This window comes from Lacinutrix cladophorae (genome assembly GCF_053604645.1).
On record NZ_JBSHNR010000070.1, the window covers coordinates 32123 to 54797 of the forward strand.

Consider the following 22675-nt stretch of genomic DNA (forward strand, 5'->3'; position numbering starts at 1 on the left):
GCAAATTAAATAAAAATATTATGGCAAATAAAAGAATCCTAAAAAAAGACATAAACTATGTATTAGGAGACATTATTGAAGCAGTTTACGTTTGGGAATATGCAAACCCAGAAAAAGATGCAAAAGGAAGCGAGAAAATTATTGATGAAGCTATTGCAACATTTGATGAATTAATTGCAAAAGTTAACGATAGAAACGTTGAAAACAAAAAGGCTCATTTTAAGGCAATTAACCAAGAGTTAGAATCTAAGGGGCTTGCTTTAATTGAAAAAATTAATAAACTAGGGTAAATTTCTAGAAAAAACATTTGCAAATATCGTTTACAAGATTATATTTGCATTCGTTTTTTGCCGATGTAGCTCAGCTGGCTAGAGCAGCTGATTTGTAATCAGCAGGTCGTGGGTTCGAGTCCCTCCATCGGCTCTTAAAAGCCTCTCATTTTTTTGAGAGGTTTTTTTATACATTATACTCTACACATAAAAGTTTCTCTTGAATGTAGTTGCTGGAGCAGCTCTAATAACTCTTAAAAAAAATCTTTTTATTAGAGCGCTTTTTTTAAACCTTACTTACAAGAGTATACTAGTTAGTACTAAAAAAAAATCCCAAACATTTCTGTTTGGGATTTTTTTGTTTTTAGAGTGTTTAATCGTTCTCCTTTTTTCTTTCTATAAGAAAAGCATCAAGTTCTTTTCCATATTTAGAAGCTTTAACTTTAGGTGTTAAAACCTTGTTTATGGTATCTAACCATTTTGTTTGTGCGTCAGCAATTTCAGTTAAAGCTAAATAAGGAGCAATTTCATTGTCTTTATTCGTTATAGCAAAGTTTACAGTATACAAATATTTACTTTTTAATAAACTGTTATATGCTTTTGTGTTTGCTAAAATTTTTGCCGTATCATTGGCAACTTTTGCTTCAAACTCTTCTTTTATTAAATCTAAGTTTTTATTATTAAAACGAGACATTACTAACAGGTATTCTTCTAAAGCTTTTTGCTGTTTAGATCCTTTAATTTTTGCATCTATACCAAAATTTTTAACGGTAGTATTTATTTCTGTAATTCCTTTATCTGCAAAAAAGGAAATGGTTTCATCTTCGCTAGTGTTTTTATCTAACTGTAAGAAATACATTTCAGGAGTTTCTAATTCGCTGTTAAAAATAATTGGAGATTCTCCTTGAATGACTAAAGAATCTACAGTTATAATAGTAGTGTCTTGTGCTTTTTTAAGATATACGGTTCCTTTTTTTAAACCTTTTATATTCAATTTTACAGTTAAATCTTTCTCTTTACCGCAAGAACAAAGAATTGCTAATGCTAGTACAAATATTGTTTTTTTCATTTATGCTGAATTATTTCAGAGTTATTTCCGTGAAAACGAAAATATATTTAGTGTTATTTTTAAGAATCGCAAATATGCTATAAATAATTATTAATACCTATTTAACCATAAAATATAGTTCTATCCTGCAGCAGCCATTCGCATTAAAATAGTACAGCCAATTGCAGCAATTGTTCCTACTGCGTAACCAAATACAGCTAGAAGTACACCTACAGTTGCAAGAGATGGGTGAAATGCTGATGCTACTATTGGTGCAGAAGCTGCTCCACCAACATTTGCTTGACTACCAACAGCTAAAAAGAAATAAGGTGCTTTAATAAGTTTTGCAACTACAATTAAGAGTATGGCGTGAATGGTCATCCAGACTATACCAATTGCTATTAGTCCTAAGTTGTCAAAAATCATAGTTAAATCCATTTTCATACCAATAGAAGCTACTAAGACATAAATAAATATGCTACCTATTTTACTAGCTCCAGCTCCTTCATAATCTTTTGCTTTGGTATAGGATAAAAGTATTGCAATAAGGGTTGCAATACTAATCATCCAGAAAAAAGAGGAACCTAAAAAGGTAAGCATGTTTCTGGTTCTTTGTGATTCTATTCCTGAAATTAAATTATCGAAAAATGGTGCTAAAAATCCAGAGCATAAATGCGCAAAACTAACAGCTCCAAATGCTATAGCTAGAATTAACATGTAATCGGTTAAACTTGGGTTTCTTTTTACACTTTCGGAATAAGAAGAAACTTTTTCTTTAAGTGCTTCAATAGAGGAAGTATCTGCTTTTAACCATTTATTAATTCGGTCACGTTTACCAATGCCAATAAGTATAATTGCCATCCATATATTAGCAACTACAATATCTACAAATACCATTCCTCCATAGAGTTTTTGGTTGTATTCATAAATTTCTAGCATTGCAGTTTGATTTGCTCCACCACCAATCCAGCTTCCTGCTAGAGTAGATAAGCCTCTCCATACGGCATCTGGGCCAATACCACCAACCGTTTCTGGTGACACCATGGATATTAATAATATTGCAATTGGTCCTCCAATTATAATACCTATAGTTCCTGTAAAAAACATAATAAGTGCTTTCCAACCTAAGTTAAAAACAGCTTTTAAGTCTATGCTTAATGTCATTAATACTAATGCTGCCGGAAGTAAGTAACGACTAGATACATGATATATACTGGACTTATGACTTACTATTTCTCCTGCTTTATCAACGGTTTCCCATTCTGGAGAAATAAGACCTATAGAAGTTAATACAGCAGGAAGCATATATGCCATGAATAGCCCAGGAACGATTTTATAAAATTTAGACCAAAACCCTGTTTTAATATTCTCTGTATAGAATACAAAGCCTAGTGCAAGCATTAAAACGCCAAAGACTATTGCATCGTTAGTAATAAGTGGTGTGTTTTCCATGTTTGTTAGTTTATAAACGCAAAATACCAAATAAAAAGGGAATTTTGAAAGTTTGGCACGAGATTTGAAATATACTTTACAGTTACTACAAGAAGCTTTTTAAAGTGTGGTTACTTTTAATAAAAGTGTAGTAACTAATTTTTGGTTGGTTAGTTAGGAAAAGCATTCTTTGGAATGCTTTTCTTTTTTATTGCAATTTGGTGAAGTGTTATTTTATAAAACTAACAATACTTTCAATAACCTCAGGATTTATTTTTCTAAAAGATTCGTTATACGATTTCGAGTTCTCTAAAGCATCCCCTGCTATAGTAAATAGAATGTGATTCATGTTTTCTATAATCTTAATTTCGGCTTTTAGATTTGCTTCTTTTAGAAGGGTTGCTTCAGCAGTTGTTACTTGTAAATCTTTTGTGCCATTAATGATAAGAATAGGTATGTTTAATTCTTTAATTTTTTCGGTAGGATTATATTGTATCCAATTACTCATAAAAGGCTGTAAACTAATATCGAAAACCGAAGCTAATGCAGGAGGATAGTCTGTTGTTGTTTTATTTTCTTTTAAAATGGCAAATACCCTTTTAGAATCTTCGGTATAGGTTGCCATATTTTTTTCTATTTGTTCTTGTATAACAGCATCAATAGATTGTCCTGCTCCAGCTAAAGAAATATAACCATCTACTTTATCTTTTGCTGCAAGCATACCTATTAGACTGCCTTGACTATGACCAATAATATATATTTTTGAAAAAGTTTTCTTTTCTTTAAAATAATCTATTACAGAAATTGCGTCTGTAACATAATCATCGAACATTATATTCTTATCGACTTTACCTTTTCGTATTTGTTTTACTATTCTTTTATCATATCTAAAGGTTGCGATTCCTTGATTGGATATACCTTCGGCAAGTTTTTTTAAGGAGTTATTCTTTAAAAAATTCTGATTTCCATCTCTATTTGTTGGTCCAGAACCTGCAATAATAATAGCTAATACATGTTTATTTGAATTGTTAGGCGTTAGAAGTGTGCCATCAATTAATTCATTAACTGCAATTTCTTCAGCATTAAAAAGATTGTTTTGAGCAACAGTTACAAGACTTAGTAATAGAGTAAGAATCAAAAAGTTTATTTTCATAACCTATAATTTAAATGATTTTTAGCAAAAAGAAAACGCTATATATTATTTATAACGTAAAATTAGATGAAATTAATCTACAAGAAGATAAAAAATTATATTATTTCATGTTTTATAAATATGCATTTCATCGATATTTTAGTTAATTTCGACATTAAATGTTAAAAAAAAGTGTATTTCATCGAAAATATATACTTTTAAACGTTGATATTTCAAATAAGTTTTATATTTGAAGTGTACTAAAGACACACTTTTAGTTCAATGGATTAATTAATTAATATTTGCATTATGTTGTTGATACTAGAGACCCTAAATCATACCATAATATAATATGCAAATTACAAGAACAGAGGTTGAGGGACCTCTGTTTTTTTTATGCTTTAATTTGAAATAATTCTAAATGTTAGATTAATTCTTTTGCCTATTTCTTTCTTTGTTTTAGGTACTTGATGTAACCAGTTTTCTTGTGTTGCTCCTTTCATTAATAATAAGCTGCCAGGTTTTAAAATCAGTTTCTTTTTTAAAGCTTTGTTTGTTTTATGTTTTAAATAAAACATGCGTTCTTCTCCAAAACTCACCGAAGCTATTATTGGGTTTTTACCTAATTCTTTTTCATTATCTGCGTGCCAACCATTACTGTCTTTACCATCTCGATATAAATTGGCTAAACAAGTTGTAAAATTAGTTTTGCAAATCTTATCTATATGTTGTTTAATTTCTAAAAGTTCTTTTGTGAAAACCTTGGGTTGCATGGTAATATTAGAGTAGGAGTACGGTTTGTTATTATTAGCATATAATGCTGTAAGTCTAGGTTGTAAATATGTTTTGCCAAAAAGAGTGATGTTATCTTGTTGCCATTCGATAGTTTGTAATAAGATATTAAAAAAGCGATTTGCTTCTTTTAATGAAAAGCATTCAGGATAATAGATAACTTCACCATCTTCTATTTGTAAATTTACAGGATCATTAAATAACATGTTTTTTTTTAACTAAATTAGCATTTAAAGATTCTAAAATGAAAATTAAAGTTGCCTTTTTATTTTTACTATTTCAATTATCTGTGTTTGCACAATTACCAGAAGGTTTTGTTTATGTAGATGAGGTAATTCCAGATATACAATTAGAACTTCGTTATTGTTTAAATAATAATTTTGTTGGAAAACCAGTCGATGGTTATCACGCTGATGTTTGTATTCTTACTAAACAGGCAGCTTTTGCTTTAAAAAAAGTACAAGAAGATTTAAGAAAAGATAGTCTTTCTTTAAAAGTATTTGATGCATATAGGCCACAAGAGGCAGTGAATCATTTTTCAAAATGGGCTAAAAATATTAAGGATACTTTAAAGAAGCAACAGTATTATCCCAATGTAGATAAACGTAATTTGTTTAGAGATGGTTATATCGCTTCCAAATCAAGGCATAGTAGCGGAAGCACTATAGATTTAACTATTATCGATTTAAAAACAGGAAAAGAGTTAGATATGGGAACTCCGTTTGATTTCTTTGGAAAAGCTTCTTGGTATTTGCATGAAGACCTTACTATTGAACAAAAATACAATAGAAAACTATTACATGATTTAATGAGTACACATGGTTTTAGACATTACCCAAAAGAGTGGTGGCATTTTACGTTACGAGGTGAGCCTTATAGAAATCAGTATTTTAATTTTCCTGTAGAATAATTTATTCTTCTTTAAATACCTGTAAACCTAAACCAATAGCATAATTATTTAACCCCGCTTTTAGTAAGTTGGAATCTTGAATGTTTTTTTTATCAAATAAAACCCATTGATTGTTATTTAAAAAGATGCGTTTTACGTAAGTTTTTGGCGTTTTTACTTGGTCTGTAAAAGGTAAAAGTGGTCTAAATGTTGTAGATATTTTTACAATACCACGAGCTGTTTTTACTTCTCTGTATTTTTTGTTTGGTAATAATTTTCCTACTTTATCGGTATAGCCTAATACTTGTAAAGAAACATACATACCTTCTTTTGGAATAAAAATATTATTGCTAGTAACATCTACTTTAAAAGTACTTTCGCTAGCTTCGGTTACTCTAAAAATTATTTTGTCGTAGGTTAAAACATCACCAGGAATTCCGTTGTTGTTTTCATAAAACTGCACGCGAAATAAAGTTGAAAAAGGAAGCTTGTTGGATGTTTTTGTTTTTCGTTTACTCCAGTCTTTTGCCTCTACTTTTATTGGTAAAAGTAAAGTGTTTACTTTTTTTGGTTTCGCAGGATTATCATTTTCAAAATACACAGCAATTTCACTCTCTATAGTAGGCAGCCAACATTTATAATAATCATCATGAACGGTTGGTTTTAAGGTTTCTACTTTCGATTTTCCTTTTGGTGCATAACGTAAAAGTACTTCGTCTAATGCATCTTGAAAAGCATCAAGCGCAATAGTATCTGTAAGATTTGCTGTTGCTATTTTGGTGTTTTTATAACCTAAAGCAGAAATAAAAAGCGTGTCAATATCTGCATAAAGTTTTTTTGTAAAAGTGAATGTACCTTCATCGTCGGCAAAAATTCCATTTCCGTTGCCAAAAGAAACCGTAGCATAAGATACTGGGTTTTTATTTTCTTTATCTAGAATAGTTGTTTGACTATAAGTAATAAAACCACTTAGTAAAAGAGTTAAAAGTATTAAGTTTTTTGTCATATTGTTTGTTTCACTTCTCGTTACAATTTGTTTATACTTCACAAATCTTTGTGTTTCGACGCAAGGAGAAAAGTATCGAGAACTTATTTATTTGTAGCAATCCAATTATCAATTTTAGTTTCTAATAAAGCCAATGGTACACAACCAGTTTCTAATACTTGGTTATGAAACTGTTTTATATCAAACTTTGCGCCTAATTCTTTTTCGCCTTTAGCACGTAGTTCTCTTATTTTTAGTTGTCCAATTTTATACGATAAAGCTTGCCCTGGGTTTGCCATATAACGTTCAATTTCTGAAGTAATGCTTGCTTCACTTTCGGCTTCATTATCTAGAGAGTATTGAATAGCTTGCTCACGAGTCCAACCTTTTACATGTATTCCTGTGTCTACTACCAAACGAATTGCTCTGTGCATTTCCATACCTAACATTCCAAAATATTGGTATGGGTCAGTATATAAACCTAACTCTTTACCAAGTGACTCGCTGTATAAAGCCCAACCTTCACCATACGCACTATACCAAAGTGTTTTTCTAAATTCTGGTAAATCTTGGTCTTCTTGTTGCAGTGATATTTGATAATGGTGTCCCGGAATTGCTTCGTGTAAAAATAACGCTTCGTCACTAAATGTATTGTATTTGGTAACGTCTGGAATTGGTGTGTAAAAAATGCCTGGTCGTGTACCATCTAAAGAACCTGGATTATACTCTGCACTTCCAGATGCTTCTCTAAATGCTTCAGTACGTCTTACTTCAAATGCTGTTTTTGGTTTTACATCAAACAATTCTTCCAATTTTGGTTTCATGGTTTCATGAATGACATTAAAGTTATCTAATACTTGTTGTGGATCTGTAAACGGCATCAATTCTTTATTATTTCTAACAAAATCAAAGAAAGATATAATGTCTCCTTCATAACCAACTTGGGTTTTTACTTTTTCCATTTCCGATAAAATTCTAGCGACTTCCTTTAGACCAAGTTCATGAATTTCATCTGCAGTCATATTGGTGGTTGTGTATGTTTTTATTTGATGGTTGTAGTATTCTTTTCCTTTAGGTATTGCCGAAATTCCGCTAGATTCTCTTCCTGCTTCTAAATACGAAGTACTCACAAAAGCATGCATTTTTTGGTACGCAGGAATTACTTTATCTTTTACCATGGTAGTGTATGCTGCTATTATTTTTTTCTTGTCTTCTTCCGAAAAACCTTCTGGAAGATTTTTAATTGGTTGATAAAATAAGTGGCTTTCCACATCTTCTTCCGCCATTGCAGCCATTTGCGGAATGATTTTTATTATTAACGATTTAGGTAAAACAAAACCCGTTTTCATTCCTTCTTTCATATTACTTTCCGCGGAAGCGAGCCACTCTAAATAACCATCTACACGTTTTAGCCAATGGTTATAATCTTGAACCGTTTCAAAAGGTTGTGCGCTAGAACCACTAGCCAATTGCCCAAAACTTAAATTTAAAGACCACATTTGATCGATTGGCATGAGGTCTTTTTTGAATTTTAAATTGGCAAGGTTAATATCTATATCCCAATTTAGCGTGGCTTTGCTTAGTTTCTCACTAGCATTTAAATCTTGGTCTTTGTAGGTGTTTAGAATATTCTTGTAGTTGTTATAATATGCTAAAACTTTTTCTTTGTATGCAGGATTAAGCATGTTTGGCATTTTATCATTGTATCTATTATCTCCTGCATAAGTTGCAGCCAAAGGATTTAACTTTAAACCATCTTGATAATAGGTGTCCAACATGTTTTTAAAGTCTGTATTTACAGTGGTAACGGTTTTTGTAGTTTTTGTTGTTTCCGAATCCTTTTTACATGCTGTCATGGTAACACACAAGCAAAGGATTGCTAAAATATTTTTCATAATTATAGAAGTTATGTTTTCTGAAAGCTAAAGATACATTTTTAAATAAAAAAAACCGCTAGTGATTGGCTAGCAGTTTTTTAAGATGTTTTGTTTGTGTTTGTTATTCTTTATCTAAATTTTTAGTCAGATTAAATCCTATAAATAAGCCAACACCAGCCATAAAGAAAATAGTTGCAGGATAAATAGCATCTTCATCCAATGAGGAGTAAGTGTCTAATAAAGAAGCAATAAAAGTACCTAAGCCAATTCCCATTAATAATAAGGCTAAATTTAAAATGAGCACCTTCCATATTGGAGCAGTTTGTCCCTTGCCTTTTGTAAAAATGCTGGCGTCTGCACCTTTTTCAATAAGTGCTAAGCGTTCTTTATTTCTTGTAGAGAAGTATAAGTAAAATACTCCAAAAATTGCACCAAAGATTACTGGTAAAATAATTAATTCTGATCCCATAATTGTTTGTTTAAATTGATTAATTTTATGTGTTCTTATGCTTAAGACGACAACTTTTAAATGATGGTTACAACTTTTTCAAAATATTTTTCTTTTATAGATGTAACCACGTCTTCTGTTTTGTCGTCCAAGGTGCAAATGACTACTAACCAAGACCAGATAATTATCCAGAGAATCCTAGAAGGAGAAACCAAAGCATTTGCTGTGTTGGTAGATCGTTATAAAGACTTGGTATTTACTTTAGCTATGCAAATGGTTAAGAACAGGGAAGAAGCAGAAGAAGTTTCGCAAGACACTTTTATTAAAGTGTTTAAAAAATTGCAACATTTTAAAGGCGATTCCAAATTTTCGACATGGATTTATAGAATTACCTATAATACCTGTTTAGATAGAATAAAAAGCAATAAGTGGAAGCAAAATACGGTTGCGATAAATGAATTTACAGAACAAGAAGTTAAAACTTTAGACAATGCTTTAAGTAATTTAGAAGCCACAGAAAGAAAACAAGCGATTCATGATTGTTTACAAATGTTGCCAGCAAATGATTGTGCGTTACTCACCTTATATTATTTTGAAGAATTATCTTTGGAAGAGATTGCCAAAGTTATTGGTGTTAAGGCAAATAATGTGAAAGTGAAACTATTTAGAAGTAGAAAAAAATTGACTACTATTTTGCAGAATAAATTAGAACCAGAAATTATTGAAGGTTATGAAAGAGCAAGAAAATAAAAACATAGAGGAATTAGCAGATAAGATGATGCATGAGATGTCTACAGTATCTCCTTCATTAGATTTTACCAATACAATAATGGAGCAAGTGGAAGCTTTGCAAAAGGAGAAAATTACTGTATATAAACCATTAATACCTAAACATATGTGGTTTCTTTTTGGGTTCTTGTTACTCGTAGTAACAAGCTATTTGTTTTTCAATACCAGTTCAACCGAAACTAGTTTGCTTAGTGCTTTAGATTTTAGAAAACTTACAAATAATGCATTTACACAGTCTCTTTTTAAATTTAGTTTGCCTAAAACCGTTTTGTATGCCATTTTATCTTTAGGATTAATGATTTGTATTCAAGTTCCTTTATTAAAGCATTATTTCGATAAGCGATTAAGTGTGTAAACTATTCGTGATAATACCAAAAAGGAATACTAATAATATTACCAATAGAATCGGTTTTTGGTTTAATGATTCGTTTAAGATGCAGTGTATGTCTACCGTTTTGCAGACTATCTATATTTATGATCGTTTCAAAACCAATTTGTTTCTTTTTGTTTTCTGAAATAATATAATCTAGATTATACTTTGTACTATCTATACTTACTTTATATATGCTTTTAAAAGTTTTTAAATATAAAGTAACTAAACTATCTCTATTTGTTTTTGAATTTTCAGAGGTAAAAGTAATATTACTGCTAAGTCCTCTTGTGTCTTTTAAAGGAGCTAAAGTTGGGTTGAATTCAAAAATGCGATCTTCAATGCTTTCCACATAGGGTATAAATAAAGGAAGGTGAGATTTTGTAATAATTTTACTAGTAATTGCTGCTGTGTTTATAAATTCTTTTTCTGGTAATACATCATAATAATTATTATTACTTGCATATTGACTAGTTGAAAGTCTTGTTGTTTTTATATAGTTTGATGTTTTATAATAAGTAGCTGTAGATAGAAATATTAAAAAATATAGTGGAAATAATAATAAGCTAATGCGTCTACCAAACTTATTATCTAAAAAGTTATAGACTAATGGTCTATATAAAAACGAAAGCGTTAAAAGGCTAAAAATCTTATAAAAAGGAAAATAGATATTTGCTAGTGCTTTTTTCTTTTTTAAAAAACCTTGCGATACAAAATCAATTAAAGTTAGTAGCATGCCTATAGCAAAAAAGAAGCCTAGAATATTACCAATAATATTTAATACGCTGGCAAGCGGGCCTTCGTATAAATTGAAATAGTTTTTTGTAATAGAAAAAATGAAAATCACCGAAATTATTCCTAAAACATAAAAAACCATAAGAAAGGAAACAGCAAACATGATGCTGCAATAATCTTCTAATTTAGAGATATACTTATCAAAAGAACCAACTTTTCGCTTAAGGTAAGCTGTAAATTTTACGGAGTAGTTTAGTTTTTCATATTCAATATCTCCAGAAACATAACGTAAACCCAAAGCACCAATCCATAAACCTCGTAATAAAACATGTATGATTAAGTTGAATAATAAAATAAAAATAATTGGTGTTGCACTAGCTAATAAAGCAATTTTGTAAATATTAACATCTTGAACATTTTGTGCATATTCATCAAAAATATATGCTTGTAGACTAAACAACCCAAAAATAGCAAAACCTGAAATAAGTAATTCTAATTGCCAACTTTCTTGTTGCAATCTGTCGAGTAATTTTTTAAACCCTTCTGATTTATAATCGTTTCTCATTAATTACTATATTTAATAAGCAAGATAATTAATTTATTAAAATAATCTGAGCATTTTCTATACAAGCTAAAATGATCTATTTTAACAATTAACAATTAACAATTAACAATCAACAATCAACTAATACCAACGCTTCTTTTTCTTTTTTGAAGCTTCACTTTTACGTCCTTTTTTATGCTTGCTTCCTGTTTTTTTAGAGGTGTGCCTCACTGGTTTTGCATTTGGATCTAAAGGATATGGATGGTCTTCTTCTACAGGAATTTGCACATTAATTAATTGCTGAATGCTTTTTATATACGCTTTCTCATCTGCAGAACACAAGGAAAAGGAAGCTCCAAAGTTTCCTGCCCTTCCTGTTCTTCCAATTCGGTGCACATAGGTTTCTGGCACATTTGGTAAATCGAAATTTACCACAGCATCTAGTTCGTTAATATCAATTCCGCGTGCAGCGACATCTGTAGCTATTAAAATATTAACATACCCATTTTTAAACTTTTTAAGTGCATCCTGACGTAAGTTTTGTGCTTTGTCTCCATGAATCGTTTCAACTTTAAAATCGTTTTTTAAAAGCGTCTTCTCTAACTTATCTACACCAAATTTGGTGCGTCTAAAAATAAGAATGTTTCCTTTTATAGTGTTACGAAGTAAGTGTAAACATAGTTCGATTTTATCTTTTTTAGGTACGTAATACAAAACCTGACTAACATTTTTTGCAGCAGATGAGGTAGGTGTAACTTCAATGCGTTCTGGCGATTTTAAAATAGTATTAGCAAGTTGTTCTACTTTAAAAGGTATGGTTGCCGAGAATAATAAAATTTGCTTTTCTTCTGGACAAAGGCGTTCTATTTTTTTTACATCGTCAATAAATCCCATGTCTAGCATTAAATCTGCTTCGTCTAAAACCAAGGTTTCCACATAATCTAGATTAACACAATCTTGTTTGTGTAAATCTAACAAGCGTCCTGGGGTAGCAATTAAAATATCGACTCCTTTTTTTAATATGTCTTTTTGAGGTTCTATACTTGTACCTCCATAAATAACCGTAGTCGTTAAGCTTGTGTTTTTAGCATAGGTTTTAAAATTTTCTTGTATTTGAGCGGCCAATTCTCTAGTTGGACTTACAATAACTGCACGAATCTTTTTGCCTTTTTTAGAACCTTCTTGCTTATCGTATAACAGTTGCAAAATAGGTAAAGCAAAAGCTGCTGTTTTACCTGTTCCTGTTTGTGCAGAACAAATAACATCTTTTTTGTCCAGTACAAAAGGAATGGTTTTTTCTTGTACTAAGGTTGGATTGTCGTAACCAGTTTCGGCAATAGCACGTAACAAAGGTTTATTTAGTTGTAAGTCTTTAAATGACATGTGGTTTATTTTGTACAAAGATAACTTAAAAGTTATAGCAGACTAAATATAAAAGAATCCCTTTTTATAAACTTAATTAAAAGCCGATTTATATTTTGCTGCTACATTAGTTAAATTAATAGATAAGGATTTTAACCAAAGCAATTGGTTGCTAATTAAATGTGCTTCTTGTAGATTTAAAAGGGCTTTGTCATCAATTTGTGTTTGTCCAGCTTCGATAGCAATATCTCTTTTTTGGGATAAATTTTGATAACGTTCTTGTAGCTTTTTATGGGCTAATACTATTTCTTTCTCTTCGGAAAAAGGAATCGTTTTACTACTTTCGAGTTTAGAGCTAGAATGATTTAAGGCTTTAGAAATACTTTCGATAATGGTATCAAATTCTTCGGAAGCAGAAGTAGTATTGTGATTTAAAATATAGCTTCCAATGGAAGCTATTGCCGAGAGAATCGTATGGTTTAACGTTACGATATCATAAATTAAAGCAGCTTCTTTTTGTTTTGATTTTGGGTCCTGAGTGACTCTTTGAAAAGCGGCATTTAAATTACTCATAGCAAGAAAAGCCTTTTTTCTAGATATTTTATATGCTAAGTTATTTTCTTCTTTATTATGGTATAACTTTTTAGTGGCTTCTAAGTAGTTCTTATTCGAGGAAATTACATCTATAATTACAGTGTCTAGGTTTTTGTATTCCCAACTAGGGAAAAGTAAATAGTTAGCCAAAACTGCTAAACTCGCACCAATGACAGTATCTATAACTCGATATTGAATTACAGCAAATGCGTTAGGCTCTATTAACGAATACACAAAAACGATATGAATAGTTATAAATGCAGCACCTACTTTATAACTCTGTTGTATTAAGGAAAAAGCAAAAGTTAAAGAAGTTACCGCTAGCACCATATAAATAGTAGTGTTTTTTGTAAGTAAAACAATACTAGTTGCTATTAATGCTCCAATAATAGTTCCTATAATTCGATTTTTCGAACGTTCTTTAGTTAAACCATAATTTGGACGCATAATTACAATAATAGTTAACACGATCCAATAGGCGTTTTTTAAATCTAAAATACTTCCTAAAAGAAAACCCAAAAGGATAGTTATAGAAAGTCTTAAAGCATGTCTAAGCATTGGCGATTTTAAACTAAAATGCTGTAGTAAGATATTAAATCTATAATCTTGTGAAGTTAAAAATTGCTTAGAATCTTGTGCTTTTAAAGATGCTTTTGTATTGTCTTTTACTTTCTTTAAAACACGTCTAACGGCTTTCACTTCTTGTAATAATTGCTTTTGGTAATCTTGAAGATTTCTAAGTGTAATTGCGCCTTCACGTGCTTTTGGTAGGCTTACTATTTGCACGTATTCTTGTATTGCTTTTTCTGTTTTTGTAAAGGTTTTATTTAAAATTTCTAATTCTGGAAGTTCTCCTTTTTTAATTAATAGTTCCGATAAAATGATGAGGTGTTTTCCCAGCTCTTTATTCATTTTTTTAAAGGATTTTAAATACACTTTATGTAAGCCAAATAGGGTGTCTATTTTCGAATAATCTAAGGAATTTGCTAAAGCCAATTCAAAAATATCTACACAAGAAATAAATATTAATAATCTTCGCTCGTTAGAAAAAGACCTACCAGAACGCTTTCTACCTTCTAAAAGTAACTCTCTTAATGTTTCGTGTTTTTCACTTATTTGTGTTTGTAGTATTAGTGCTTTTTTTGAAAATTTTTCACGCTTATTTTGCTTGGTAAGTAGCTTGGCTCTAATTTTTAAAAATTCACCAGTAAGAGATAAGGTGTCAGAGAGTAGTTGGTCGTCATCTTTTTTAGGAAACAACCAATTAGAAAGTAAGGATACAACTAAATACCAAACTCCACCAATAGCTAATAAACCAATATGAATTAGTATCGATTTTAAATCTGTTTTTTCTACAGCTAAAGCTAATACAATAGCTAATAAACCAGAAAATGAAATTAAAGAAGCGCGAAAACCATACACCGAAATTAAACTGATAAAAAAACTTAAAACTGTAATGGCAAAAAGAAGTAAAATAAAAAACGGTTTGCTTATAAATATTATAAACGTAACCATTAGTGTTAATAATATACTTATTAGAATACCATTAATTTTACGTTTTAAACTACCAGGGACATCACTTGGAGCATTTAAAAAAGAACCTAGCGCAATAGCAGGAGCTAATGCAAATAAATCTATAAAATTAAAAATTATTAGTGGTAAAACAATAGCGATTGTAAGTACAATGCCTCTATAAAAGCTGGAGCCTTTAAGGAAAAGTTCTGTGTTTATTAAATAGTTTTTAAACTTTTTTTGCATGGTAGAGCAAAGGTAGTTTAATTGTTTTTTAAGCTAGATTAATCTTGTGTTAATTATAATTAGATTCCATTTTTTAGTTTTTTGTAATCTCAAAAATATAAGTTGCAACGATATCCTCTTCCAATTTTAAATGCACATCATAATTGCCCTTTTGCTTAAATTGATATCGAAAAGAAAGGATACCATTTTCGTTTTTAAGAGCATAAATTTTAAATGGTTTTTCAAGTAATCCAGAGTATTGAATCAATTTTACTTTATCAGTGCTTATCTTTTTTAAAGTTTTAAAGCGGAATTCAATTTCTTGGTATACTTCAGAATTGATTTTCATTTCCTCTGGAAGTAAAGGAATTATTTTATGAGTAAAAGTATCGCCATAAACTAGGGGTGAAGCCTTAAATTTGGAAGCGATTAATGTACTATCTAACAACCATTTTTTTTGCGAAGGATAATGATTTTTAGCAAATAATATTGGATTTGTTAAAAAATAACCATCATTATAATCTTGTACAAAACGCGAATAATTAATCATATATCCACTGGACCAAGTTGCATCACATAAATACCATTTGTTGTTTAGTTTTACTGCATTCCAGGAATGGTTTATTAATTCTAAATCCAAAACATTTGCTTCTGTAGATCTGCCGTAACCATTAATAATCTTACATTCTATATTAGCAATAAAACATAATTCTTTAATTAAATAAGCATATCCAGTACACATGGTTTTTTGCTTTTTTAGCAGTTTTTTAAAAGCGATTTTTTTATAAGAATTATTCCATTTTAGATATGCTAAACTGTCGTTTTTTAGTTTTTTTCTTTTCTTAGTTACCTTGTTGTCTTGGCTGGCATCTCCTTTAATATTAGTGCAGACCCAAGTATAGATAGCTCTAAATTTCTCGACATCTGTTTTTAAATTATGTGTAAGATTATAGGCGAGTAGAGGAAGGTTTTCTAAACCTGCTCCTTCCTGTAGTTTTGCGGTATTATTAGCAATAGTAAAGTCTATGTTTTTAAAGTCTGAAACCTGTGCTATGGTAGTAATTGAAATAAGAAAAGCGATATAAATACATCTGTTTTTCATATAAAATAAAGTGTTTATTATTTTTTTGAAGCATACACTTTTTTAACAGCAACTTTTCCTGTTAAGATGCAAACATCCATTGACATGTCTACTTGTAAACTTATATTGGAGGTCGAGTTTTCGTCGCTAATTACTACCTTTTTTGTTTGATAGCCAACATAGCTAAATAATAAAACATCTCCTTTTTTTAATTTTTTAGGAAACTCAAAATAGCCATCAAAATCTGTGGATGTTCCAATAGTTGAGTTTTGTAAGATAACAGTAGCAGTAGGTAAAGGCAAACCATTTTCGTCCAAAATGGTTCCTTTTACTTCCATTTCTTTTAGTTGGTCTTTGGTATTTATTTCTGAAGAATTTTTGTTAGTTTCTATTTTTTTACTGTCTTGAGCTTGTGCTGGAGCAAGACTAAAAATGGATAAGCATGCTATACCAAAGGCACTAATAAAACTGCGAATTTTACTTTTTTCTGGTTTGTAGTTATAGGTTGTTAATTGCTTGCTATTAAATCTACCACAAGTATTTTCTGTCTCTCTAGTTTTAAAATAAGAGATGATTTCTGGAGCACTCATTTTTGTAAAATCGATGACTTCTTTTTCACAAGAATTACAAAACCCTCCTTTTTTAGTTGGAGAAAATTGGTTGAAATCTTGAGAACAAGGTTTGTTGATGTTTACTTGGATTTGATTTTTCATGATATATAGTGTTAATGTTAGTATGCAACAAACCTATATATCTAATAGATATTTTAAAACCGCTAATTCGTAAAGACTGCTTTTCGGTGCGTGAAGTAGTTGTTTTTGTAAGTGAACTAATTACACAATTTAGGTTTTATACCTAGTTGATTTGCTAATTTTCTTCTTCTTACTGTTATTTTCTTGGGATTGGTTTTTAAAAACTGAATAGGTAATTGTGTTTCTAAAGTAATAGCTTCAAAAGTTGCTTGGTGTTCGAAAAAACATTCGCCTTCAAAGACTTGATTGTTATATGAAAATTGAAATTCAATAGCATATAGAAATTCTGCTATTTTTTTCGATTTACCACCATCAAAAGAACTCGTCGTATGCGAGTAATCGTCTATTCTTTTGTTTGTAATTGTTGCAGTTGTGTAGCTTCCGTATTTTTTTGTTAGTGCTTGTTCGTAATAATAAATAATACTAGACGGAAGTGTAAAAAGCATGAATGCAGAACTTAATACAATAAAAGCAATTCCAAAAAGGATAAAGCCATAGCCCTCTTTTTCTATATTATTTCCTAAAAAAATAAAAAAACTGCCAAATAAAATGAAAACCAGCCAAATACCAAGTAGTCCTATATGTTGTTTTAGTGCAAATAGAGTAAAATTTTTTCTGTCGGAAAAAGAGGTTTTCAAAAGTTTAATTTTTTAGGGTAAATCTACCCATGAATCGTTTCGCTTTTTCCATAACTTTTAATGAGTTCTCCTTCAAATTCTAAAAATTTTTCCCAACGTTTTTCTACATCTACACCTTTACCATATTGTCTTGCAAAGCCAATAAAAGTAGTGTAATGTCCTGCTTCACTAATCATTAATTCATGATAAAACTTGGCTAGTTTTTTGTCTTTTATGGTTGTCGATAATAATTTGAATCTTTCACAACTTCTAGCTTCAATCATTGCCGAAAATAAAAGCCTATCTACCAATTGTTGGTGTTTATTTCCTCCTTTAATAATAAATTTAAAAAGTTCGTTTACATAGCTGTCTTTGCGTTCAGGACCTAAAGTATAACCACGTTCCTTAATAATATTATGCACCATTTGAAAGTGCTCTAGTTCCTCTTGTGCAATAATTAAAAGTTCGGTAACTAAATCTACATGTTCGGAGTTTAATGATACTAGTTTTATAGCATTAGTAGCGGCTTTTTGTTCACACCAAGCATGGTCTGTTAAAATCTCTTCTAAGTTAGATTCTGCAATATTTACCCAACGAGGATCGGTTTCTAGTTTAAGTCCTAACATATTAATTTATTGCGTTTTCTAATGCTTTCAATCCATCAACGATTGGTAAAGAAATGCTAGTTTTATCTAAGTCTACAGTAACTTCAGTTCCTGGTTCTGGGTGTAAAGTAAATTCTTTATCACTAGAAAAAATAACCAAACCTATTTGTTGTCCTGCAGGAATTATTTGATCGTCTGGTTGTAAAGTAAACTTTAAATTGTAAAATTCTCCTGGAATTAAAGGAGCACTTTCGCTTAATGATTTAGAGTTTTGCGGATCTGCCCAACCACGGGTAATAATATTATCAGTAATGATTTTAGAGTCTTCTTTCCATGGTAGAGATACCAACCAAACCGATAAGTTTGCAGCTGGTTTACTACTAGAAACACTTATGTTAATCGTACTTTCTCCAGAAATATGCACCTCTTGTTTTAACTCTGGTGTAACAAATAATAGTCTGTTTTTAGACTCTACAGCTGTAGCATGAGCTTTTCCAGAACTTTTAAAATCGTCGATTAAAGTTTCTTGTCCTTGGTTTTTGTTTTGTTCTAAGGAAAGCGTGCCAACTTGATTTCCATTTTTGTTTAGGTATAGGTTTACCGGCTTCGCATTAGGATTAGGATAGGCTGAATATGCAGTAGGGTTTTCGCGTTTGTCATTTTCTCTAACAATCCATGCTTCTGCATCTTTTTCTACACCATTATCGATACCATGAAGGTAGTGTGTAAACCAACGGTTCATCATGGTCATTGGTGGAGGACCACCATGTCCATTTTGGTGGTAATAAATTTGAGAAGGAATGCCTTGTTTTTTCGCTTGCTTAAAAATGCGGTAACTATGCTCTGGCATCACATTCCAATCGTTAAAACCATGCGACATTAATAAAGCCGCATTCATGTATTTCATTTTATTTAAATAATCACGACCAGCCCAAAAATCGTTATAATCTCCGGTAAGTCTGTCCATGCCATTTTTCATTTCGGTATCTCTAACGGTTTTATTGTTGTACGGACGTTTACTCTCGTCTCCACTATGAATAAAATCGTATAGTACATCAATATCTTCACCTAAGTAGCCTCCAGGAGAGCGTACTAATCCGTTCGATCTATAGTAATGATAGTAGGAAGTATTTGGAGCAATAGGAATAATCGCTTCTAAGCCTTCAACACCTGTAGTTGCAGCAGCAAGGGGAATGGTTCCATTATAAGAAGTTCCTGTCATACCAACTTTTCCGGTAGTCCAAGTAGCTTTTACTTCTTCATCTCCATCTGGAGTAGTGTATCCTTTTACACGACCGTTTAACCAATCGATAACTGCTTTTGGAGCAAGAGATTCATTTTCACCACCAACGGTTGGAGCTCCTTGTGATAAACCAGTTCCTGGTGAAGACGAGTGTACGACGATATAACCACGAGGTACCCATTTTCTAATATGCGAGTTAGAAATTATTGGTCGTTCCCCTCTGCGAGTAACTTCAGGGTGTACACGTTCTTCATTTGCGGGTTCGCCAAGTTCGTGTTCTACATTCCACATGACACCTGGAAGGTCTCCTGCTACACCAGCAAAATACGGGCTACTTACATATACTACAGGTAATTTTAAACCTTCGGTATCTGTTTGTTTTGGTCTAGTAACGGCAACATGCATTCGATCTAATTTGTCGTCTCCGTCGGTGTTAAAAGTAGTTTCTACCCATAGATCATGTCTTATCCAATCTTTATTATCGCTAAAACCTTCTACTATTTGTGCTTCTCCATCTTTAAAAACAGGAACCGTTTTGTCTTGTGCAAAACCTGCTGTAGCTACTAAAAATAGGAAGGCAAATACTCCTAATGTATTGTACTTTTTTACCATGATAACTTCTTGTTATAAATTGTTGGTACAAGTTAGTTATTTTTTGGAAATAGGGAAGTGCTAAAATGTTAAGGGAATGGTAAATGTTTTTAGCAGAAATTAGTTGTGTATTTCAGTAAACATCGAGTGCATAGAAAATGTCTTCGTATTTTTCGTCATTAAGGTTGTTCTAAAAACACATAAATAGCTATTTGTATGCTTTCCGCGAAAGCGATATGGTTTTTATACTATTTTAACGGGCTACATTTAGATTTGTTGTAATAATAAGATACCAAATGGTCGCTGCCCAAAGCCAAAGTATGGCGATGTAAATAATACGAAGTAAGAGTATGGTTTTTATTTTTTTATGTAAAAAATGCCATGCTATTCCTGCAAAAACAAAGCCTAAAGACCAAGCAGTTCCTGCTACTATAACTGCTGGCCAAACCCAATCTCCAGTCCAGTCGTTAATATTTGGATAGTTATTAAATAAAAAGAAAACGCAATAGTAGAGTGCAAAGCCTAAAAGTCCCATACTTAGTAGACCTAAAATTGCAGCTAGTAAAAAGGCAATAATTGAGAATTTTGAAGTGTAGCTAAGTGGTTTCCAAAGTTTAATCATAATGCAGTTATATTTCCGAAAAAGCGATATTTTATTTAAGTTTAAAATGCATTTCTACGGGTAGGTGATCGGAAGCAGAGCCAAATTGGTTTAATACTTTTCCGTCGATATAAGCAATATACTTTTTGGTGTAAAAAATATAATCGATGCGTACTTCTGGTTTTTCGGAGTTATAAGTACAAGCGATATTGTTTTTAGAAAAAGCAGCATTGCCAATGGTTTTAGATTTTAAAAGGGTTTTTATAACGGCATTTTCATCTTTTGCATCACTATTAAAATCACCTAATAAAATAGTAGGGTTGGTAGCTGCATAGGTGTTAAAAATAGCCATTACTTCTTGTAATTGACTAGCACGTGTTTGTGTATTAAAAGCTTCAAGATGAACATTTATTAAAACGACTTCTTGGTTTTCTATGGTTACTTTTACCACTTGTGCTAAACGTTCTAAATAAAAAGCATCTCTATAAAACGGACTGCTTGTAACGCGTTTTAACACCTTTCTTTCTTGACTATTTATTGGATATTTACTTAAAACGGATTGCCCAGAAATCACTTTACCAAAATGAATGGTTGGTGGCCAATATGGAAATGGCACATAGGTTTTGTCCCAGTTTACTGTTTCGGCTTCAAAATTGTAACCTAGTTTAGCTATGGTATCATGCTGGTTGATGTGATATGACCTGGAAGCATCAAAATCAATTTCCTGAAAAGCGATAATGTCAGGATTAATATTTTTAAATTCGGTTAATACATGTTTTAAATTAGTATCGAATAGTGTTTTTGGTTTTTCTACAGCAAGATTATTGGTCATACCACTTAAGTAGCCAATATTATAGGTAACAATGCTATAAATGGAATCGGTATCTGTTATTTGTTTTAGTTGATTTACTTCTAGTTTTTGGTAATTATTCTCTGTTAGATTAGAAGCAGAAGCCCAAAAGAAAAAGATTCCGGAAACTAGGAAAAGTATACCAAAACTTACTAGAATTTTTTTTAGTGTTTTTTTCATTTAAAAATTATTCTATAATAATTACTAAATTGTCTATTTGCTATTGTTTTTCTATTCTTTTGGTAATCGTTTTACGATCTAATAATATAGGGGTTCACGTTTTGGTAATTTCTTTTAATAAAGTCTAGAGCAGCTTTTAGTAATTCTCCCATGTTTTTTGCGCGTTTAAATCGTACATCACCTGTTAAAACGAACAAGCCATTTTTTAATTCTTTAACTTTTTCAGGTGTAGAGATGGTATCTTTTTTCATGCATTGCAATAAGTGCTTTAATCGTTTTTGTTCACTTTTTGCACGTTTTGCTAATAAGGAGCGTTCTTCTTTTTTATATTGTTCTATAGATTCTTTTGCTAAAACTTTTAAGCTCATGTTTACAAACGGATTGTTTTCTTTTAAAAACTGAGGTCTGTAAACTTTCGCATTTCCTTCATAGCTTTGTTGGTCAAAATCTACTGCTCGAATTCGGTATTGTTTTCTGTCAAAATCATAACTAATAACAATAACATAGTTGTAGGAGCGCATATCTCCTAATAGTCTTACGAAACAACGTTCGTTAAACTTAACAAACTCTTTAGCCAACTCTCTTTTATCTTGCTCTGAAATCGTATGTAAATGCTCTGTTATGTATATGTCTCCTGGTATTCCAGAAATATGTTCTTCAATTAAAGTGTCTTTGTGAACTAAATAGTTAATATGATTTGGGGATAGAATATCTTCTAGTTCTAAACCATAAATACGGGATGCATCTGCCTTTTTTATGTAAAGAAAAAGGTAGTTGTCGTTTAGTATATTTCGTACTTTAATACGAAAAGGTTTGCTGTTACCAAAAGTGCAAAAATCGATACTATCAATATTTAAATAAGGTAAAATATTATCACTTCCATCGGAATGTAAGATGGAATACATTTGCTTTAAACTGTTGTGTATTTCTTCCCGTTCGTGTTCGGCGTAGAAACAGCTAACCCAAAGGGTATCATTATCGTTTTCATCAAAAATTTCAATAGCTCCTTGAAAACGTAGTAAGTCATCATAATAAATAGGTATTTTTATATTCCTTCCTTGTATCGTAAGATAATTGGATAGCATTTCGTTAATTGGAAATGCTGGTTTTTTTTTAGAAATTAACTTTTTGTCCATTGCTATTGTTTAATGGC

22 protein-coding genes and 1 tRNA gene are annotated in these 22675 nt (G+C 31.1%); 5 read left to right on the forward strand and 18 right to left on the reverse strand.

Going from position 1 to position 22675, the window contains the following annotated elements; translation table 11 throughout:
- Nucleotides 1-20 precede the first annotated feature (20 nt).
- Together ACVC3Y_RS00910 and ACVC3Y_RS00915 are read left to right on the forward strand one after the other, a co-directional pair.
- The gene (locus ACVC3Y_RS00910; RefSeq protein WP_303424751.1) at nucleotides 21-290 is read left to right on the forward strand and encodes a hypothetical protein; all 270 of its coding nucleotides are present in this window, start codon (nucleotides 21-23) and stop codon (nucleotides 288-290) included.
- Between the two features lie 59 nt (nucleotides 291-349).
- Nucleotides 350-423, forward strand: a tRNA-Thr gene (locus ACVC3Y_RS00915).
- Between the two features lie 219 nt (nucleotides 424-642).
- Here ACVC3Y_RS00915 and ACVC3Y_RS00920 read toward each other — a convergent pair.
- The 4 genes from ACVC3Y_RS00920 to ACVC3Y_RS00935 all read right to left on the reverse strand — a co-directional run bounded on the left by ACVC3Y_RS00920 (nucleotide 643) and on the right by ACVC3Y_RS00935 (nucleotide 4878).
- Entirely contained in the window at nucleotides 643-1338 is a 696-nt protein-coding gene (locus tag ACVC3Y_RS00920; RefSeq protein ID WP_303424754.1) for a DUF4369 domain-containing protein, read from the reverse strand.
- Between the two features lie 120 nt (nucleotides 1339-1458).
- Complete coding sequence (locus ACVC3Y_RS00925) at nucleotides 1459-2769, reverse strand: DUF819 family protein (protein WP_452225839.1); 1311 nt, start codon at nucleotides 2767-2769, stop codon at nucleotides 1459-1461.
- Nucleotides 2770-2977: 208 nt separating this feature from the next.
- Complete coding sequence (locus tag ACVC3Y_RS00930) at nucleotides 2978-3901, reverse strand: alpha/beta hydrolase family protein (protein ID WP_303424758.1); 924 nt, start codon at nucleotides 3899-3901, stop codon at nucleotides 2978-2980.
- 380 nt (nucleotides 3902-4281) lie between these two features.
- Nucleotides 4282-4878, reverse strand: a complete 597-nt coding sequence (locus ACVC3Y_RS00935) for an alpha-ketoglutarate-dependent dioxygenase AlkB family protein (RefSeq protein WP_452225840.1) — start codon at nucleotides 4876-4878, stop codon at nucleotides 4282-4284.
- Between the two features lie 38 nt (nucleotides 4879-4916).
- Between ACVC3Y_RS00935 and ACVC3Y_RS00940 the strand changes: the two genes are divergently transcribed.
- On the forward strand, nucleotides 4917-5582 hold the full coding sequence (locus ACVC3Y_RS00940; RefSeq protein WP_452225841.1) for a M15 family metallopeptidase: 666 nt from the start codon (nucleotides 4917-4919) through the stop codon (nucleotides 5580-5582).
- Between the two features lies 1 nt (nucleotide 5583).
- Here ACVC3Y_RS00940 and ACVC3Y_RS00945 read toward each other — a convergent pair whose 3' ends face one another.
- The 3 genes from ACVC3Y_RS00945 to ACVC3Y_RS00955 form a co-directional block, all read right to left on the reverse strand.
- Nucleotides 5584-6567: a hypothetical protein gene (locus tag ACVC3Y_RS00945; protein ID WP_452225842.1), complete on the reverse strand. Its 984-nt coding sequence runs from the start codon at nucleotides 6565-6567 to the stop codon at nucleotides 5584-5586.
- Nucleotides 6568-6650: 83 nt separating this feature from the next.
- Nucleotides 6651-8441 (reverse strand): DUF885 domain-containing protein, encoded by a 1791-nt coding sequence (locus tag ACVC3Y_RS00950; RefSeq protein ID WP_452225843.1) that lies wholly within the window; start codon nucleotides 8439-8441, stop codon nucleotides 6651-6653.
- Between the two features lie 103 nt (nucleotides 8442-8544).
- Nucleotides 8545-8892, reverse strand: coding sequence for a DUF6249 domain-containing protein (locus ACVC3Y_RS00955; protein ID WP_303424772.1), 348 nt, complete (start codon nucleotides 8890-8892; stop codon nucleotides 8545-8547).
- Nucleotides 8893-9030: 138 nt separating this feature from the next.
- On the opposite strand from ACVC3Y_RS00955, the gene ACVC3Y_RS00960 reads away from it, so the two are divergent.
- Together ACVC3Y_RS00960 and ACVC3Y_RS00965 are read left to right on the forward strand one after the other, a co-directional pair.
- Nucleotides 9031-9621, forward strand: coding sequence for an RNA polymerase sigma factor (locus tag ACVC3Y_RS00960; protein ID WP_452225844.1), 591 nt, complete (start codon nucleotides 9031-9033; stop codon nucleotides 9619-9621).
- Nucleotides 9602-10015: a hypothetical protein gene (locus ACVC3Y_RS00965; RefSeq protein WP_303424775.1), complete on the forward strand. Its 414-nt coding sequence runs from the start codon at nucleotides 9602-9604 to the stop codon at nucleotides 10013-10015. Before ACVC3Y_RS00960 ends, ACVC3Y_RS00965 begins: the two co-directional genes overlap by 20 nt.
- Before the next feature lies 1 nt (nucleotide 10016).
- On the opposite strand, the gene ACVC3Y_RS00970 is transcribed toward ACVC3Y_RS00965, so the two are convergent.
- The 11 genes from ACVC3Y_RS00970 to ACVC3Y_RS01020 all read right to left on the reverse strand — a co-directional run bounded on the left by ACVC3Y_RS00970 (nucleotide 10017) and on the right by ACVC3Y_RS01020 (nucleotide 22658).
- Nucleotides 10017-11330: a hypothetical protein gene (locus ACVC3Y_RS00970; protein WP_452225845.1), complete on the reverse strand. Its 1314-nt coding sequence runs from the start codon at nucleotides 11328-11330 to the stop codon at nucleotides 10017-10019.
- Nucleotides 11331-11450: 120 nt separating this feature from the next.
- Nucleotides 11451-12692 (reverse strand): DEAD/DEAH box helicase, encoded by a 1242-nt coding sequence (locus ACVC3Y_RS00975; protein WP_303424781.1) that lies wholly within the window; start codon nucleotides 12690-12692, stop codon nucleotides 11451-11453.
- 72 nt (nucleotides 12693-12764) lie between these two features.
- Nucleotides 12765-15023 (reverse strand): FUSC family membrane protein, encoded by a 2259-nt coding sequence (locus ACVC3Y_RS00980; RefSeq protein ID WP_452225846.1) that lies wholly within the window; start codon nucleotides 15021-15023, stop codon nucleotides 12765-12767.
- Nucleotides 15024-15096: 73 nt separating this feature from the next.
- A complete protein-coding gene (locus tag ACVC3Y_RS00985) occupies nucleotides 15097-16104 on the reverse strand; it encodes a transglutaminase domain-containing protein (protein ID WP_452225847.1) in 1008 nt (335 codons plus the stop codon).
- A gap of 17 nt (nucleotides 16105-16121) precedes the next feature.
- A complete protein-coding gene (locus ACVC3Y_RS00990; protein ID WP_452225848.1) occupies nucleotides 16122-16796 on the reverse strand; it encodes a carboxypeptidase-like regulatory domain-containing protein in 675 nt (224 codons plus the stop codon).
- Between the two features lie 116 nt (nucleotides 16797-16912).
- Nucleotides 16913-17473, reverse strand: coding sequence for a hypothetical protein (locus ACVC3Y_RS00995; RefSeq protein ID WP_452225849.1), 561 nt, complete (start codon nucleotides 17471-17473; stop codon nucleotides 16913-16915).
- 23 nt (nucleotides 17474-17496) lie between these two features.
- Nucleotides 17497-18078: a tRNA-(ms[2]io[6]A)-hydroxylase gene (gene miaE, locus ACVC3Y_RS01000; RefSeq protein ID WP_303424794.1), complete on the reverse strand. Its 582-nt coding sequence runs from the start codon at nucleotides 18076-18078 to the stop codon at nucleotides 17497-17499.
- Between the two features lies 1 nt (nucleotide 18079).
- The gene (locus ACVC3Y_RS01005; RefSeq protein ID WP_452225850.1) at nucleotides 18080-19912 is read right to left on the reverse strand and encodes a Xaa-Pro dipeptidyl-peptidase; all 1833 of its coding nucleotides are present in this window, start codon (nucleotides 19910-19912) and stop codon (nucleotides 18080-18082) included.
- Nucleotides 19913-20144: 232 nt separating this feature from the next.
- The gene (locus ACVC3Y_RS01010; protein WP_452225851.1) at nucleotides 20145-20513 is read right to left on the reverse strand and encodes a hypothetical protein; all 369 of its coding nucleotides are present in this window, start codon (nucleotides 20511-20513) and stop codon (nucleotides 20145-20147) included.
- A 31-nt stretch (nucleotides 20514-20544) separates the two neighbouring features.
- Nucleotides 20545-21522 (reverse strand): endonuclease/exonuclease/phosphatase family protein, encoded by a 978-nt coding sequence (locus ACVC3Y_RS01015; RefSeq protein ID WP_452225852.1) that lies wholly within the window; start codon nucleotides 21520-21522, stop codon nucleotides 20545-20547.
- 71 nt (nucleotides 21523-21593) lie between these two features.
- Nucleotides 21594-22658 carry a hypothetical protein gene (locus ACVC3Y_RS01020; RefSeq protein ID WP_452225853.1) on the reverse strand — a complete coding sequence of 355 codons (1065 nt, stop codon included), beginning with the start codon at nucleotides 22656-22658 and terminating at the stop codon, nucleotides 21594-21596.
- Between the last annotated feature and the right edge of the window lie 17 nt (nucleotides 22659-22675).